This window comes from Burkholderia sp. MBR-1, from assembly GCF_013822785.1.
GTDB classification, from domain to species: Bacteria; Pseudomonadota; Gammaproteobacteria; order Burkholderiales; family Burkholderiaceae; genus Burkholderia; species Burkholderia vietnamiensis.
The window spans coordinates 2,441,750-2,455,762 of the sequence record NZ_CP053609.1 but is presented as its reverse complement, the minus strand read 5'-3'; the positions used below and the strand labels follow the sequence as shown (position 1 = coordinate 2,455,762).

The 14,013-nt window shown below is 66.1% G+C and carries 14 protein-coding genes and 1 tRNA gene; 8 read left to right on the top strand and 7 right to left on the bottom strand.

The features are described from left to right. The first annotated feature begins 1 nt into the window (after window position 1). From pstB to phoR, 4 genes are read left to right on the top strand one after another with little or no spacing between them, the layout of a single operon-like run. Window positions 2-850, top strand: a complete 849-nt coding sequence (gene pstB, locus MBR110_RS11250) for a phosphate ABC transporter ATP-binding protein PstB (RefSeq protein ID WP_011884286.1) — start codon at window positions 2-4, stop codon at window positions 848-850. An 18-nt stretch (window positions 851-868) separates the two neighbouring features. Then, entirely contained in the window at window positions 869-1,573 is a 705-nt protein-coding gene (gene phoU, locus MBR110_RS11245; protein ID WP_011884287.1) for a phosphate signaling complex protein PhoU, read from the top strand. 31 nt (window positions 1,574-1,604) lie between these two features. Then, window positions 1,605-2,306 carry a phosphate regulon transcriptional regulator PhoB gene (gene phoB, locus MBR110_RS11240; protein ID WP_006750313.1) on the top strand — a complete coding sequence of 234 codons (702 nt, stop codon included), beginning with the start codon at window positions 1,605-1,607 and terminating at the stop codon, window positions 2,304-2,306. Between the two features lie 57 nt (window positions 2,307-2,363). After that, window positions 2,364-3,683: a phosphate regulon sensor histidine kinase PhoR gene (gene phoR, locus MBR110_RS11235; RefSeq protein ID WP_011884288.1), complete on the top strand. Its 1,320-nt coding sequence runs from the start codon at window positions 2,364-2,366 to the stop codon at window positions 3,681-3,683. Window positions 3,684-3,800: 117 nt separating this feature from the next. Here phoR and ppk1 read toward each other — a convergent pair whose 3' ends face one another. Continuing rightward, entirely contained in the window at window positions 3,801-5,864 is a 2,064-nt protein-coding gene (gene ppk1 / locus MBR110_RS11230) for a polyphosphate kinase 1 (protein WP_011884289.1), read from the bottom strand. A 283-nt stretch (window positions 5,865-6,147) separates the two neighbouring features. Here ppk1 and ppx point away from each other — a divergent pair, with 283 nt between their 5' ends. Then, window positions 6,148-7,662, top strand: a complete 1,515-nt coding sequence (gene ppx, locus MBR110_RS11225; protein WP_011884290.1) for an exopolyphosphatase — start codon at window positions 6,148-6,150, stop codon at window positions 7,660-7,662. A 72-nt stretch (window positions 7,663-7,734) separates the two neighbouring features. Here the strand turns inward: ppx and MBR110_RS11220 are convergent, their stop codons facing one another. Together MBR110_RS11220 and MBR110_RS11215 are read right to left on the bottom strand one after the other, a co-directional pair. Further along, window positions 7,735-8,169, bottom strand: coding sequence for a hypothetical protein (locus tag MBR110_RS11220; protein WP_011884291.1), 435 nt, complete (start codon window positions 8,167-8,169; stop codon window positions 7,735-7,737). A 142-nt stretch (window positions 8,170-8,311) separates the two neighbouring features. After that, window positions 8,312-8,388, bottom strand: a tRNA-Pro gene (locus MBR110_RS11215). Window positions 8,389-8,549: 161 nt separating this feature from the next. Between MBR110_RS11215 and sixA the strand changes: the two genes are divergently transcribed. Both sixA and MBR110_RS11205 read left to right on the top strand, forming a co-directional pair. Continuing rightward, complete coding sequence (gene sixA, locus MBR110_RS11210; protein WP_011884302.1) at window positions 8,550-9,011, top strand: phosphohistidine phosphatase SixA; 462 nt, start codon at window positions 8,550-8,552, stop codon at window positions 9,009-9,011. 160 nt (window positions 9,012-9,171) lie between these two features. Then, complete coding sequence (locus MBR110_RS11205) at window positions 9,172-9,978, top strand: GNAT family N-acetyltransferase (protein WP_011884303.1); 807 nt, start codon at window positions 9,172-9,174, stop codon at window positions 9,976-9,978. A gap of 172 nt (window positions 9,979-10,150) precedes the next feature. Here MBR110_RS11205 and MBR110_RS11200 read toward each other — a convergent pair whose 3' ends face one another. Continuing rightward, on the bottom strand, window positions 10,151-10,321 hold the full coding sequence (locus tag MBR110_RS11200) for a hypothetical protein (RefSeq protein WP_011884304.1): 171 nt from the start codon (window positions 10,319-10,321) through the stop codon (window positions 10,151-10,153). A gap of 135 nt (window positions 10,322-10,456) precedes the next feature. On the opposite strand from MBR110_RS11200, the gene MBR110_RS11195 reads away from it, so the two are divergent. Beyond that, window positions 10,457-10,642 (top strand): hypothetical protein, encoded by a 186-nt coding sequence (locus MBR110_RS11195; protein WP_034193330.1) that lies wholly within the window; start codon window positions 10,457-10,459, stop codon window positions 10,640-10,642. A 16-nt stretch (window positions 10,643-10,658) separates the two neighbouring features. Here the strand turns inward: MBR110_RS11195 and MBR110_RS11190 are convergent, their stop codons facing one another. The 3 genes from MBR110_RS11190 to MBR110_RS11180 form a co-directional block, all read right to left on the bottom strand. Further along, complete coding sequence (locus MBR110_RS11190; protein WP_181709070.1) at window positions 10,659-12,029, bottom strand: MATE family efflux transporter; 1,371 nt, start codon at window positions 12,027-12,029, stop codon at window positions 10,659-10,661. A gap of 10 nt (window positions 12,030-12,039) precedes the next feature. Then, on the bottom strand, window positions 12,040-12,363 hold the full coding sequence (locus MBR110_RS11185; protein ID WP_034193252.1) for a DUF2288 domain-containing protein: 324 nt from the start codon (window positions 12,361-12,363) through the stop codon (window positions 12,040-12,042). Between the two features lie 849 nt (window positions 12,364-13,212). Then, window positions 13,213-13,911, bottom strand: a complete 699-nt coding sequence (locus MBR110_RS11180) for a peptidoglycan DD-metalloendopeptidase family protein (protein WP_011884308.1) — start codon at window positions 13,909-13,911, stop codon at window positions 13,213-13,215. Between the last annotated feature and the right edge of the window lie 102 nt (window positions 13,912-14,013).

Genomic DNA, 14,013 nt, shown 5'->3' with positions numbered 1-14,013 from the left:
GATGAATATGGCAGAAAGCCACCTGAATCCCGTCGAGCGCACGGTTGCGCCCGCCGGCACGCAAGACACGGCAAACGACCGCCCGCTCGAGCCGTTGAACGCGAAGATCGAGGTCAACAACCTCAATTTCTTCTACAACAAGTTCCACGCGCTGAAGAACATCAACCTGCGCATTCCCGAAGGGAAGGTGACGGCGTTCATCGGCCCGTCGGGCTGCGGCAAGTCGACGCTGCTGCGCACCTTCAACAAGATGTTCGCGCTCTATCCGGAGCAGCGCGCCGAAGGCGAGATCCTGATGGACGGCGAGAACCTGCTGACCACCAAGCGCGACATTTCGCTGCTGCGTGCGCGCATCGGCATGGTGTTCCAGAAGCCGACGCCGTTCCCGATGTCGATCTACGACAACATCGCGTTCGGCGTGAAGATGTTCGAGAAGCTCACGCGCTCGGAGATGGACGACCGCGTCGAATGGGCGCTGACCAAAGCCGCGCTGTGGAGCGAGGTGAAGGACAAGCTGAACCAGAGCGGCTACGGGCTGTCCGGCGGCCAGCAGCAGCGGCTGTGCATCGCGCGCGGCATCGCGATCCGTCCGGAAGTGCTGCTGCTCGACGAGCCGTGCTCCGCGCTCGACCCGATCTCGACGGGCCGCATCGAGGAGCTGATCGCCGAGCTCAAGAGCGACTACACGGTCGTGATCGTCACGCACAACATGCAGCAGGCCGCACGCTGCTCGGACTTCACCGCGTACATGTACCTGGGCGAGCTGATCGAATTCGGCGAGACCGAGAAGATCTTCATCAAGCCGGTACGCAAGGAAACGGAAGACTACATCACCGGCCGTTTCGGCTGATGACGGAGAACAACAGCCATGTCGGATAAACATCTGTCGAGCCAGTTCGACGCGGACCTGAACGCCGTGTCGTCGAAGGTGCTGGAAATGGGCGGACTCGTCGAGTCGCAGATCGTCGGCGCGATGTACGCGCTGAACGAATTCGACCGCGAGGCGGCGGAGAAGGTCGTCACGGCCGAGGAAACGCTGAACGCGATGGAAGTCGAGATCGACCAGGAGTGCGGCAACATCATCGCGCGGAGGCAGCCTGCCGCGCGCGATCTGCGTCTTCTGATGTCGATTTCGAAAACGATTACGAACCTCGAGCGCGCCGGCGACGAAGCCGAGAAGATCGCGAAGCGCGTGCGCCGCCTGATCGACGAGCCGGCCGCGCGCGCGGTCAACATCGCCGAGATCAAGGTGTCGGGCGAGATGGCCGTGACGATCCTGCGCCGGGCGCTCGACGCGTTCGCGCGCCTCGACACGGTGGCCGCCGCGCAGATCGTCAAGGACGACAAGGAGATCGACCTGGAATTCCGTGCGTTCGTGCGCAAGCTCGTGTCGTACATGCAGGAAGATCCGCGCACGATCTCGGTCGGCCTCGAGTACCTGTTCATCGCGAAGGCCATCGAGCGCATCGGCGATCACGCGAAGAACATCGCCGAGTTCATCATCTACATCGTGAAGGGCACCGACGTGCGGCATCAGCCGCGCGACACGCTCGATCGCGAAGCCAACAGTTAATCGACTCCGTATAGGAAGAACAGAGGTGCCGATGCCCAGCAACATTCTCGTCGTCGAAGATGAGCCCGCGATTTCCGAACTGATCTCGGTGAATCTCCAGCATGCCGGTCACTGCCCGATCCGCGCCTACAACGCGGAGCAGGCGCAGAACCTGATCAGCGACGTGCTGCCCGACCTCGTGCTGCTCGACTGGATGCTGCCGGGCAAATCGGGCATCGCGTTCGCGCGCGACCTGCGCAACAACGAGCGGACCAAGCACATCCCGATCATCATGCTGACCGCGCGCGGCGACGAGCAGGACAAGGTGCTCGGCCTCGAGATCGGCGCGGACGACTACGTGACGAAGCCGTTCTCGCCGAAGGAGCTGATGGCGCGCATCAAGGCCGTGCTGCGCCGCCGTGCGCCGCAGCTGACCGAGGACGTCGTGTCGATCAACGGGCTGCGGCTCGATCCGGCCACGCACCGGGTCGCCGCGCACGGCGACGGCAGCGAGATCAAGCTCGACCTCGGCCCGACCGAATTCCGCCTGCTGCATTTCTTCATGACGCATCCGGAGCGCGTGCACAGCCGCACGCAACTGCTCGACCAGGTGTGGGGCGATCACGTGTTCGTCGAGGAGCGCACCGTCGACGTGCACATCAAGCGCTTGCGCGCGGCCTTGAAACCGGCCGGCTGCGATGCGATGATCGAGACCGTTCGCGGCAGCGGCTACCGGCTCGCGAAGCACGCGTAACGTATCCGCACGTGCCGTGTGCCACGGCATGCCGTTCATTCATTCGGGCGCTGAAACATGAACATCATCTGGGCGCGCTTTCTCGTGTCGCTCATGCTGCTCGTGCTGATCAGCGTATTGGTCGGCGTGTTCGCCGGCCCGATTGCGGGCCTCGCGTTCGCGGTCGTGATGCTGGTTGCGCAGGGCTTCTTCAGTACGTTCCACACGCAACGCCTGTGGCGTCTGCTCGATGCCCCCGTCTATGGCGAGGTGCCGAGCGCGCCGGGCATCTGGGGCGAAATCTATTACCGGCTGCACAAGCTCGCGAAGCAGTGGCATGCGCAGGTGCGCCAGGTCGAGCAGCAGCATTCGCGCTTCATCCAGGCGATCCAGGCGTCGCCGAATGGCGTCGCGATGCTCGACGATCACGACCAGATCGAATGGTGCAACGCGATCGCCGAGGTGCACTTCGGCGTCGATGCGAAACGCGACCTGCGCCAGCACATCACGAACCTCGTGCGCCATCCCGAGTTCGTCCGCTACCTGAACGGGCAGCATTACGACGAGACGCTCGTGATGCGCGGCATGGGCGAATCGCGGCAGAACGTGCTCGAAGTGCAGGTGTTTCCGTACGGCGAGAACCGCAAGCTGCTGCTCACGCAGGACATCACCGAGCTCGAGCGCACCGATGCGATGCGGCGCGACTTCGTCGCCAACGTGTCGCATGAGCTGAAGACGCCGCTGACGGTGCTGTCGGGCTTCCTCGAGACGATGCGCGAGCTGCCGCTGAACGAAGACGATCGCGCGCGCTATCTCGACTTGATGGAGCAGCAGGCGTCGCGGATGCGACATATCGTGACCGATCTGCTGGTGCTCGCGAAGCTCGAGGGCGAAAGCCGGCCGCCGACGGATCACGCGGTCGACATGCGCGCGCTGTTCGATCATCTGAAGGAGGACGCGCAGACGCTGTCGAACGGGCACCACGACATCACGTTCTCGATCGACGAGACGCTCGGCGTGACCGGCGCGCAGACCGAAGTGTTCAGCGCGTTCGCGAATCTCGTCACCAATGCGATCCGCTATACGCCGGACGGCGGCAAGATCGCCGTGTCGTGGCGGCGCGAGGGCGCGCAAGGCGTGTTTTCGGTCACCGACAGCGGCTTCGGCATTCCGGCGGCCGACCTGCCGCGACTGACCGAGCGCTTCTACCGCGTCGATCGCAGCCGCTCGCGCGACACGGGCGGCACGGGGCTCGGCCTCGCGATCGTCAAGCACGTGCTGCAGCGGCACGACTCGCACCTGTACGTGCAGAGCGAGGAAGGGCGCGGCAGCACGTTCACCGCGCGGTTCCCGGCGTCGCGCGTGATCGCGATCCGGCCCGCGGCGTTCGAGGCGTGAGCGCGTAACGCGCGCGCCGGGCGTTGCATCGGCGCGCGGCCCGGAATGAAAAAAGCACAACCCGCGGGTTGTGCTTTTTCGTTTGCTGCACGGCGCGCGAGCGCGCGCACGGCGTCGCTACGAACAGAACTTCGCGAGCAGCCCGAGCTGCGCGTTGCGGACCGTCTTGCCCGCGCGCCGGCGGCGGTAGTGGCCGTCGCTCTGCATCAGCCAGGCCGACTGGTTGTCGCCGAGGCAGACCGACAGCCCTTCGGCGATCACGCGGCGCTTGAGCTTGCGCGCGCGGATCGGGAACGCGACTTCGACGCGGCGGAACAGGTTGCGGTCCATCCAGTCGGCGCTCGACAGATAGACTTCCTCGGCGCCGCCCGCATGGAAATAGTAGATGCGGTGATGTTCGAGGAAGCGGCCGACGATCGAGCGCACCGTGATGTTCTCCGACAGCCCCGGCACGCCCGGCTTCAGTGCGCACACGCCGCGCACGATCAGGTCGACCTTGACGCCGGCCTGCGACGCTTCGTACAGCGCGGCGATCACCGACGGCTCGAGCAGCGCGTTCATCTTCGCGACGATGCGGGCGCGCTTGCCGGCGCGCGCGTTGTCGATCTCGGCGCGGATCGAATCGATGATGCGCGGATGCAGCGTGAACGGCGACTGCCACAGCTCGTGCAGCGTCAGCTCGCCGCCGATGCCGGTCAGCTGCTGGAACACGTGGTGCACGTCCTCGCAGATCTTCTGGTCGGCCGTCATCAGCCCGAAGTCGGTGTAGAGGCGCGCGGTGCGTGGATGATAGTTGCCGGTGCCGAGGTGGACGTAGCGGCGCAGCGTCGCCTTGCCGCCTTCGACCACGCGCCGCACGATCAGCATCATCTTCGCGTGGCACTTGTGGCCGACCACCCCGTACACGACGTGCGCGCCGACCGCTTCGAGCTGCGACGCCCAGTTGATGTTGGTCTCCTCGTCGAAGCGCGCGAGCAGCTCGACGACGACCGTCACTTCCTTGCCGTTGCGCGCGGCTTCCATCAGTGCGTCCATCAGCGGCGAATCGGTGCCGGTGCGATAGATCGTCTGCTTGATCGCGACCACGCTCGGATCCTTCGCGGCCTGCTGCAGCAGCTCGAGCACCGGCTGGAAGCTCTCGTACGGATGGTGCAGCAGGATGTCGCCGGCGTCGATCGCGTCGAACATCGTCGGCGCATTCGCGATCGCGGGCGGGATCGACGCGACGAACGGCGCGAATTTCAGGTCGGGGCGGTCGACGAGATCGGGGATCTGCATCAGCCGCACGAGGTTCACCGAGCCTGCCACGCGGTAGCAGTCCTTGTCGCCGAGGCTGCTTTCGTCGAGCAGGCGGCGCACGATGTGCGCCGGCGTGTCGGCCGAGACTTCGAGGCGCACCGCGTTGCCGAGGTGGCGCGCGGGCAGTTCGCCTTGCAGCGCGACGCGCAGGTTGGTGATTTCGTCTTCGTCGACGAACAGCTCGCTGTTGCGGGTGATGCGGAACTGGTTGCAGCTCTTCACGACGAGCTGCGGGAACAGTTCGCCGACGAAGCGTTGCATGAACGAGCTGAGCAGCACGAAGCCGTGCTCGAAGCCCGACAGCGATTGCGGCATGCGCACCACGCGCGGCAGCGCGCGCGGCGCCTGCACGATGCCCATCACCGCCTGCCGGCCGAACGCGTCGCGGCCTTCGAGCTCGACCACGAAGTTCAGGCTCTTGTTCAGCACGCGCGGGAACGGATGCGCGGGATCGAGGCCGATCGGCGTGAGCACCGGCAGCAGTTCGTCGAGAAAGTAGCCGCGCGCCCATTCGAGCTGCGCGTCGTTCCAGGTGTCGCTCGCGTGGAAGTAGATGCCTTCCTGTTCGAGCGCGGGCAGCACGGTTTCGTGCAGCATCGTGTACTGGCGATGGACGAGCCGCTGCGCGCGCTCGACGACGAGATCGTAAGCGTGTTGCAGCGACATGCCGTCGGGCGTCAGCGCACCGGGATTGTCGCGGATCTGTTCCTGCAGGCCCGCCATCCGCACCTCGAAGAATTCGTCGAGGTTGCTGCTGGTGATGCAGATGAAGCGCAGGCGCTCGAGCAGCGGCACTTGCGGGTCGGCGGCCTGGGCCAGCACACGCTCGTTGAAACCGAGGATGCCGAGTTCACGATTGAGTAGCGGGTAGCGAGCGGACATCGGCAGAGTAACGGATGATTCGGGCGATGATTCGAAAGGACGCTCGGAAACTCTCACGGTAGGATGACGTGCTGATGACGTTGGTTTATTGGTATCGGGAAATTCTACGCCGGAACCCGTTTCGTCTCATAAATGTTTCGGATATATGGAATCTACCTGTTTACATGCCCGTGAAGCGTGGCAATGGCAAGGGTTCCACGCTTAAAATGACGCCTTTGACAGTCGTCCAGCGGGCCTGACCGGTTGCGGTTGCCGCGGGCGTACGCGCACGGAGCCCCTTCTGATGGTTACATCCCCCCACTTGCTGGCGGCCGTCGATCTCGGCTCGAACAGCTTCCGGCTCATCGTCGGGCGCGTCGAGGAAACGTCGGCGGGCAGCCAGATCTATCCTGTCGATGCGTTGCGCGAGCCCGTTCGACTGGCCGCGGGGCTGTCGAGCGACAAGATGCTCGACCGTGCGTCGCAGGAGCGTGGCTGGGACGCGCTCAAACGGTTCGGCGAGCGCCTGCGCGATTTCCATCCCGATCATGTGCGCGCGGTGGCGACCAATACGTTGCGGGTCGCGAAGAACGCGGGCGAATTCCTCGGCGAGGCCGAGGCGGCGCTCGGATTTCCGATCGAAGTGATCGCCGGTCGCGAAGAGGCGCGGCTGATCTACGCAGGCGCTGCGCATTCGGTGCCGGCGAGCGCGGGCAAGCGGCTCGTGGTCGACATCGGCGGCGGCTCGACCGAGTTCATCATCGGCTCGCACTACACGCCGCTCGTGATGGAGAGCCTTTATATCGGCTGCGTGAGCCACAGCCGCACGTTCTTTCCGGCCGGCAACGTCGACGAATACACGATGCGACAGGCCGAGCTCGCCGCCAAGCGCGAGATCCAGATCATTTCCAGCGAGTACAAGAAGGCCGGATGGGACCAGGCGATCGGGTCGTCCGGTACCGCGCGTGCGCTCGCCGAGCTCGTCGAGGCGAACGGCTTCAACGATGCGGGCATCACGCACGGCATTTCGCGCGGCGGGCTCGAGCGCCTGAAGCGCGCGCTGATCAAGTCGGAGAACGTGAACCGGTTGAAGCTGATCGCGCTGAAGCCCGATCGCGTGCCGGTGCTCGCCGGCGGCCTCGCGATCATGCTGGCCGTGTTCGAGGAGCTGGGCGTCGACTATGTCGATACGACCGACGGCGCGCTGCGTCTCGGCGTGCTGTACGACCTGCTCGGCCGCACGCAGCACGAGGACATGCGCGCGGTGACCGTCGAGGGCTTCACGCGCCGCTATGGCGTCGATCGTGCGCAGGCCGGGCGGATTGCCGCGCTGGCTGTGCGGTTCTACGACGAACTCGAGGAAGGCGACGACGAGGCGCGCGAGGAAGGCCGGACGTTTCTGGGCTGGGCCGCTGCGCTGCACGAGATCGGGCTGTCGATCTCGCACAGTTCGTATCACAAGCATTCGGCCTATATCGCGAGCAATGCGGACATGCCGGGCTTTTCGCGTACCGATCAGGCGCGCCTCGCCGCGCTCGTGCTCGGGCATGCGGGCAAGCTCGGCAAGCTGTCGCAGGCGCGCGATGTCGAGTGGCCGCTGCTGTTCTGCCTGCGGCTCGCCGCGCTGCTGTGCCGACGCCGCACGGACGCCGGGCTGCCGGACATTTCCGTGTCGCAGATGAAGAAGGGCGGGTATGAAGTGCGCCTGCCGGGCGCATGGGTCGAGCAAAACCCGCTGACCGACTACAGCCTCAGCCAGGAAGCGGCCGAGTGGGAGAAGGTCGGTATTCCGTATCGCGTCGTCTATACCGGCGCTTGATGCGTTCGGCGTTCGGCGTTCGCGCGTGGGCGGGCGGCGCGTTTGCGCGCGCCCGGATTCTGCGCGACTCGCTCAGTCAGAGCACACGATCGCGGTCAGGAACGGAAACGCCTGCTTGACGGTGGCGTCGCTGCCTGCATTGCGCACGGCCGTCTCGACGGCGCTCTTCGTGCCGTGCACGACGACGCCATAGGCCCATTCGCCGATCGGCGTGCCGGTGCCCGAGCGGAAGATCGGGTCGTTCGCCTGGTAGCCGAGCACGACGTAGACGCCGAAGCCATAGGCGGTCAACGGATGGCTCGTCCGGAACGCGTTCACCGAATTCGGTTCGACGTGCATCGGCTGCGACTCGATGTCGCCCGCGGCGAGCAGCGGCGCGACGAACTTGTGGCCGTTCGAATGACAGTCGAGCGCGGCGTCGATCGATTTGCCGGGTGCGGCGTTGCACGATGCGGCGAACGCGAGCAGCGCGCCGAAGAGGGCGGTTTTGAAAATTGGGTCGTTCATGCGCGGTTGCGAGTTTGATCACGGATATTATCGCGTGGTGTCGCAAGATTCGTGCGTGGGCGGGCGCCGGGGAAAACCGGTCGCTACTGCGTAAAAAGAAAAAGGGGTTACACGCTTTTGGCATGTAACCCCTTGATTCCTTTGGTCGGAGCGATAGGATTCGAACCTACGACCCTCTGATCCCAAATCAGATGCGCTACCAGGCTGCGCTACGCTCCGACGAGCCAAAGATTCTAGCGTCTAATGGGTCGCTGGGTCAATCCCGTTATCCACATGCCGCGTTCGACCACGAACGCCCACCGATTGGCGACAATACCAACGATGACCGTCCGCCGCGCACACGTACGGCCGGACGGTTCGCCGACACATGGAGAGACACGATGATGAATCTGATCCTGTGGCGTCACGCCGAGGCCGAGGACTACGCGGCCAACGATCTGGCGAGACAACTGACCACCCGCGGCCGCAAGGAAGCGCAGGCGATGGCCAAATGGCTGCGCGGCCGGCTCGAATCGAGCAGCGTGATCCTCGCGAGCCCGGCGGCGCGCACGGTGCAGACGGTCGAGGCGCTCACCGACCAGTACCGGACCGTCGATGCGCTCGCCCCGGGCGGCAGCGTGGACGACGTGCTGGCCGCCGCAGGCTGGCCCGACGGCATCGCACCGACGGTCGTGATCGTCGGCCACCAGCCGACGCTCGGCTGCGTCGCCGCCGAACTGATCGCGCGCAACGGCGACAGCTGGAGCGTCAAGAAGGGCGGCATCGTGTGGCTCGCGAGCCGCACCCGCGACGGCAACCATCAGGCCGTGCTGCGCGCCGTACTGACGCCGGAGCTTGTCTGAAGCGGTTTTCGTGCCATTGATCATACGGTTGCGTAAGCTTTCTGCTAAAGTCAATTCGGCGACACGTCATTGAAAGGACACGGTCGTGCCACAGAACGGTAACGACCGGTTACTACATTGGCTGGCATGTCGTCCTATTCCTTACGACCAGGAAAGCCTAATGCGAGAACTGCCGACGCCTACGCTCCCCTTCGCCTCGCTGCCCCTCGATACAGCGCGGCGCCACCTGCCGCGCGCCGCTGAAACCGTCACATCCGAGTACCGTCTGCGGGCCGCCTGGGCGCGCACGGAAGACGAACTGCGCGAGGCGCAGCGCCTGCGCTACACCGTATTCGCCGAAGAGATGGGCGCGCAGGTCAGTGGCCCGTCCGGTCTCGACGTCGATCCTTTCGACGCCTACTGCGACCACCTGCTGGTCCGCGATCTCGATACGCTGAAAGTCGTCGGCACGTATCGCGTGCTGCCGCCGCACCAGGCGGCCCGCGTTGGCCGGTTGTACGCCGAGGGCGAATTCGACCTGTCGCGCCTGACGCACCTGCGCGGCAAGATGGTCGAGGTCGGCCGCTCGTGCGTGCACAGCGACTACCGTAGCGGCGCGGTGATCATGGCGTTGTGGGGCGGTCTCGGCGCCTACATGATGCAGAACGGCTATGAGACGATGCTGGGCTGCGCGAGCGTGTCGATGGCCGACGGCGGCCACTATGCGGCGAACCTGTATCAGTCGCTGCCCGCCCACTCGCTGACCGCGCCCGAGTACCGTGCCTTCCCGCACACCGCGCTGCCGGTCGACGAGCTGCAGACGGGCACCGTCGTCGCGCCGCCGCCGCTCATCAAGGGTTATCTGCGCCTCGGCGCGAAGATCTGCGGCGCACCGGCCTGGGATCCCGACTTCAACTGCGCCGACTTCCTGACGCTGTTCCGCCTGTCGGACATCAACGCGCGCTACGCCCGGCACTTCCTGGGCTGAGCACTGCCGCTTGCGTGCGCGTCGCGCCCGACGCGCACGAACGCCATCACGCGCCAATGCGCCGCGTGATGGCGTTCGCTTTTCGCGGCACACACCGGCCGCTCCAGCGTGCGCATGTCCGCACGTTGGACGCGCCGCTCACGCGGCGGACCCGACGATGCAGCGGCGTGCGCTAATGCTTGCGCCGCCAGTCGAGCAGATGGTGTTCCGCCATCCAGTGATGGATCATCCCTTCGCCACCGTGGGTGCGCTTGTATTCGCGCGACTCGAAGTAGGACAGCGCGATGAGCACCATCACACCGATGAACAGGCCGATCAGGCCGGCGATCTCTTCAGACATCATGGCAGCCTCCTTTCAACGGCACAGCGCCATGTTTGCATGGTAGGACATGTGCGCGACGACTCCCAAACCGGAATTCGGCTAGACTCGGCCCGGTTCCGGCGCGCGATGGGCGCGCCGTTTTTCGGAGCCTTCCCGATGACCCGTTTGATGCTGTTCGTGCTGGCCGTGTCGATTCTTGCCGGTTGTGCCGGCGATCCTCGCGAGGCACGCCGCGGCCACCCGCCGCAGGATCCAGCCGACTACCACGGCGTGCCGACCGACATGACGCCGCCGTCGATGCTCGATGCGTCGCCGGCGCCCGCGGGCGCTGCGGCGCAATAGCCGTTGCCCGAGGCGCTCAGGCGCCGGCCGCCGGCCCGTCGGCGCCGATGCGCCGCACGAGCGCCGGCAGATGGCGTGCGAGTGTCGCGCCACGCGCGGCCATGAACAGCAGCAGTGCGAACCACAGTCCGTGGTTGCCGAACGGGCCGACGGCGACGAGCGTCGCAGCGATGAAGACCGCGAGCGATGCCACCATCGCGCGCATCAGCGACTGCGTCTGGGTTGCGCCGATGAACACGCCGTCGAGCAGAAAGCCCCACACGGAAACGATCGGCGAGACGGCTGCCCAGGGCAAATAACGCAGCGCGACGGCGCGGATGTCTGCTTGGTCGGTCAGCCGCGCGACGATCCAGCCGCCGGCTGCCCAATAGACGAGCGCGAACAGCAGCGCACCCAGCGCCGACCACAGCAGCGTGACGCGCACGGCCTGCCGGAACGTCGCGCGATCGCGTGCGCCGGCTGCGGCGCCGACGAGCGCTTCGGCCGCGTGAGCGAAGCCGTCGAGCCCATATGCCATGAAGGTTTGGAAATTCAGCAGCAGCGCGTTTGCGGCGAGCGTCGCGTCGCCCTGTTGGGCGCCGAGATGCGCGAACCAGCCGAACGCGCCCAGCAGGCACAGCGTGCGCAGGAAGATGTCGCGATTGAGCGCGATCAGCCGCGTGAGCGCTATGCGATCCACCAGCGCATGCGCCGCGAGCGGCCCGAGGCCGCGCGGCCGCAGCCGCCACAGCATCCACGCGCCGAGCGCGAAGCCGCACGCGTCCGCGGTGGCCGTTGCGGCGCCGATTCCGGCGATGCCCCAGCCGAAGCCGTACACGTAGAGCAGCACGGCGCCGATGTTCACCGCGTTGATGAACACCTGCGCGACGAGGGCGAGCCGCACGCGCTGCACGCCGAGCAGGTAGCCGAGCACGACGTAGTTCGCCAGCGCGAACGGAGCACTCCAGATGCGTGCGCGGCTGTAGGCGAGTGCCGTCGCACGCACCGCGTCGCTGCCGCCGAGCGCGGTCAGTGCGAACGACAGCAGCGGCACCTGCAAGGCGAGCACGGCGGCGCCGAGCACGAACGCGACGATGAGCGCGCGCAGCACGCTCAGGCGGATGCCGGCTGCGTCGCGGGCGCCGTGCGCCTGCGCGACGAGGCCGGTCGTGCCCATCCGCAGGAAGCCGAAGCCCCAGAACACGAAGTTGAAGACGAGGCCGCCGAGCGCGACGCCGCCGAGATACTGCGCGCCGTCGAGATGGCCGGCCACGGCCGTGTCGACCGCGCCGAGCAGCGGCTGGGTCAGGTTGGCGAGGACGATCGGGAACGCGAGCGCGAGGACGCGCCGGTGCGAGACGGCGGCCGATGCGGTGTCGGCCGCGTGCGGTAAGGCGGATTCGGACATCGCGAACGCGTCAGGCGCGTTCCTGCACGCACACCCACGGCGACACGACTACCGCCCACAGCTCCGGATCGCGTGCCGCGTAGTCGGAAGCGGTTGGTGCCGGCATGCGCGCGACGAGGCCGGCCGACAGCCAGCGCGTGACTTGCTCGGCGTCGTCGCTGGCGATCGCTTCCGCGACGCTGACGAGATCGAGATCGCGCGCGACCGACAGCAGCTTGCCTTGTGCGAAGAAGCGCTCGAGATCGCACCAGTCGATCTTGGCGGTTTCACCCAGGAGTTTGGCGTAGAGCGGGCTATGCGACGCGCCCGCGGCGGTTTCGTGTTGGGAGGACATCGGTGTTCGGGAGAAAGGCTGCGTGGCGCCACTATAAACCATCCGGGCTATCGGGCGACCGGCTGGCCGTCGCGGCACGGCCGTGCTGCTGGCGTGCGTTGCATGGCGAGGGATGCGCGAGCGTGTCGTCGCCAACATCGCCGGGGTTCGGCGGCGCGATGAACGCCTTCACGATGTCGGTAGCTGTCCCGCCCTGGGGCACGCCGACCATGACCGCGGGCCGATGCGGTAACCGCCGGTCGCGATTGCTTCGTCGTCGCGGCCGACGAAGTGCACGGCGCGCACGGAGCCGTTCGCGCGACGGTTAGAAACCTTCCTCAGTTCGCCGAGCGCGGTGCGTGTCACGTTGCCGTGGGATGTTTGTTGAGTCGGCGCGAGCCGTCCGCCGTCGCTCACGCGGCAATCGCGGCGCGGCTGGAACCCTCGTGCTGAAGTGGCTGAGCGGCCTTTTTGGGCGGTCGGCTGCACGCGGTATCGCGGGTCGCGTCGAGGTCTGCCGAAGCAACCGTCGGCGCGCTTACATCATTGATTCACGCGACCGAAACCACAATGGCGACTGTGGATAGGGAATGTTCGGACTCGTGCGACGGGGCAGTTCAGTGCACGATTTCTCAATGACGCATAAGATCACGACAAAACAGTGATGTGACCATGGATTTGCTTCTGATTGCTACGGGGTTCAGCCTGTTCGGAATCGGCGCGCTGGTGATGTTTGCGAGCCGTGTCGATCCGTTGTCCGGCCGTTTCATCGGTCGTCTGCGCAAGCGCTGACACAACCTTTCGGATTGCCCTCGCGACGACATGCGATGCATGCCGGCATCTCATGTCGTCCGTCGGCGGCCCGCGCGTTCAGCGCGCGGGCAGGTAGCGTGCGGGGTCGATCGAGCGGCCGCCGTAACGCAGCTCGAAATGCAGCGCGACGCGATCGCTGTCGCTGCTGCCCATCTCGGCGATCGTCTGCCCCTGTGTGACCGACTGGCCTTCCCTCACGAGCAGCGCGCGGTTGTGCGCGTAGGCCGTCAGGTAATCGGCGTTGTGCTTCAGGATGATCAGATTGCCGTAGCCGCGCAAGCCGTTGCCCGCATAGACGACCGTGCCGGTGGCGGCCGCCTGCACCGGCGTACCGGCCGAATTCGCGATGTCGATCCCCTTGGATTTCGATCCGTCGAACGTGCGCACCACATTGCCGGCTGCCGGCCAGATCAGTGCGATGCTGGAAGCCGGTTTGACGTTCGATTCGACCGGCGCGGATGGCGCGGGGCGGCTGCGCGGCGCGCTGCCGGTGCTGGTGCCGGAGGTGGACGCGGTCGTCGTGCCGGGCGGCGGCGCGACGCGCAGTACCTGCCCGACTTCGATCGCATCGGGGTTCGTGATCTGGTTCCAGCGCACGATGTTTGCCAGCGACGTGCGGTTGTCGCGGGCGATCTTGTAGAGCGTGTCGCCGCGCTCGACGCGGTAGTAGCCGGGGCCGACGGGCGCGGAGCCGCACGCGACGAGCAGCGCCGCACAGGCGGCAGCGAAGAGCCGCTTCGTTGTTGTTCCGAACATTGAACCTCGCAAAACGCTGCCGCGCGCGGCGCGGCAGGCAATCCAAAACGTCCGATTTTAACGGGTTCGATCGGCCCGCCGCAGTTTCTGGCCGTAGTCGGC

Bases quoted from the DNA above. Each gene is read 5' to 3' on its own strand.
- MBR110_RS11220 (WP_011884291.1), bottom strand. From the start codon at position 8,169: ATGAACGACCCAATTTTCAAAACCGCCCTCTTCGGCGCGCTGCTCGCG.
- MBR110_RS11185 (WP_034193252.1), bottom strand. From the start codon at position 12,363: ATGTCCTCCCAACACGAAACCGCCGCGGGCGCGTCGCATAGCCCGCTC.
- sixA (WP_011884302.1), top strand. From the start codon at position 8,550: ATGATGAATCTGATCCTGTGGCGTCACGCCGAGGCCGAGGACTACGCG.
- MBR110_RS11180 (WP_011884308.1), bottom strand. From the start codon at position 13,911: ATGTTCGGAACAACAACGAAGCGGCTCTTCGCTGCCGCCTGTGCGGCG.
- ppx (WP_011884290.1), top strand. From the start codon at position 6,148: ATGGTTACATCCCCCCACTTGCTGGCGGCCGTCGATCTCGGCTCGAAC.
- MBR110_RS11195 (WP_034193330.1), top strand. From the start codon at position 10,457: ATGACCCGTTTGATGCTGTTCGTGCTGGCCGTGTCGATTCTTGCCGGT.
- phoU (WP_011884287.1), top strand. From the start codon at position 869: ATGTCGGATAAACATCTGTCGAGCCAGTTCGACGCGGACCTGAACGCC.
- phoB (WP_006750313.1), top strand. From the start codon at position 1,605: ATGCCCAGCAACATTCTCGTCGTCGAAGATGAGCCCGCGATTTCCGAA.
- phoR (WP_011884288.1), top strand. From the start codon at position 2,364: ATGAACATCATCTGGGCGCGCTTTCTCGTGTCGCTCATGCTGCTCGTG.
- ppk1 (WP_011884289.1), bottom strand. From the start codon at position 5,864: ATGTCCGCTCGCTACCCGCTACTCAATCGTGAACTCGGCATCCTCGGT.
- MBR110_RS11190 (WP_181709070.1), bottom strand. From the start codon at position 12,029: ATGTCCGAATCCGCCTTACCGCACGCGGCCGACACCGCATCGGCCGCC.
- pstB (WP_011884286.1), top strand. From the start codon at position 2: ATGAATATGGCAGAAAGCCACCTGAATCCCGTCGAGCGCACGGTTGCG.
- MBR110_RS11200 (WP_011884304.1), bottom strand. From the start codon at position 10,321: ATGATGTCTGAAGAGATCGCCGGCCTGATCGGCCTGTTCATCGGTGTG.
- MBR110_RS11205 (WP_011884303.1), top strand. From the start codon at position 9,172: ATGCGAGAACTGCCGACGCCTACGCTCCCCTTCGCCTCGCTGCCCCTC.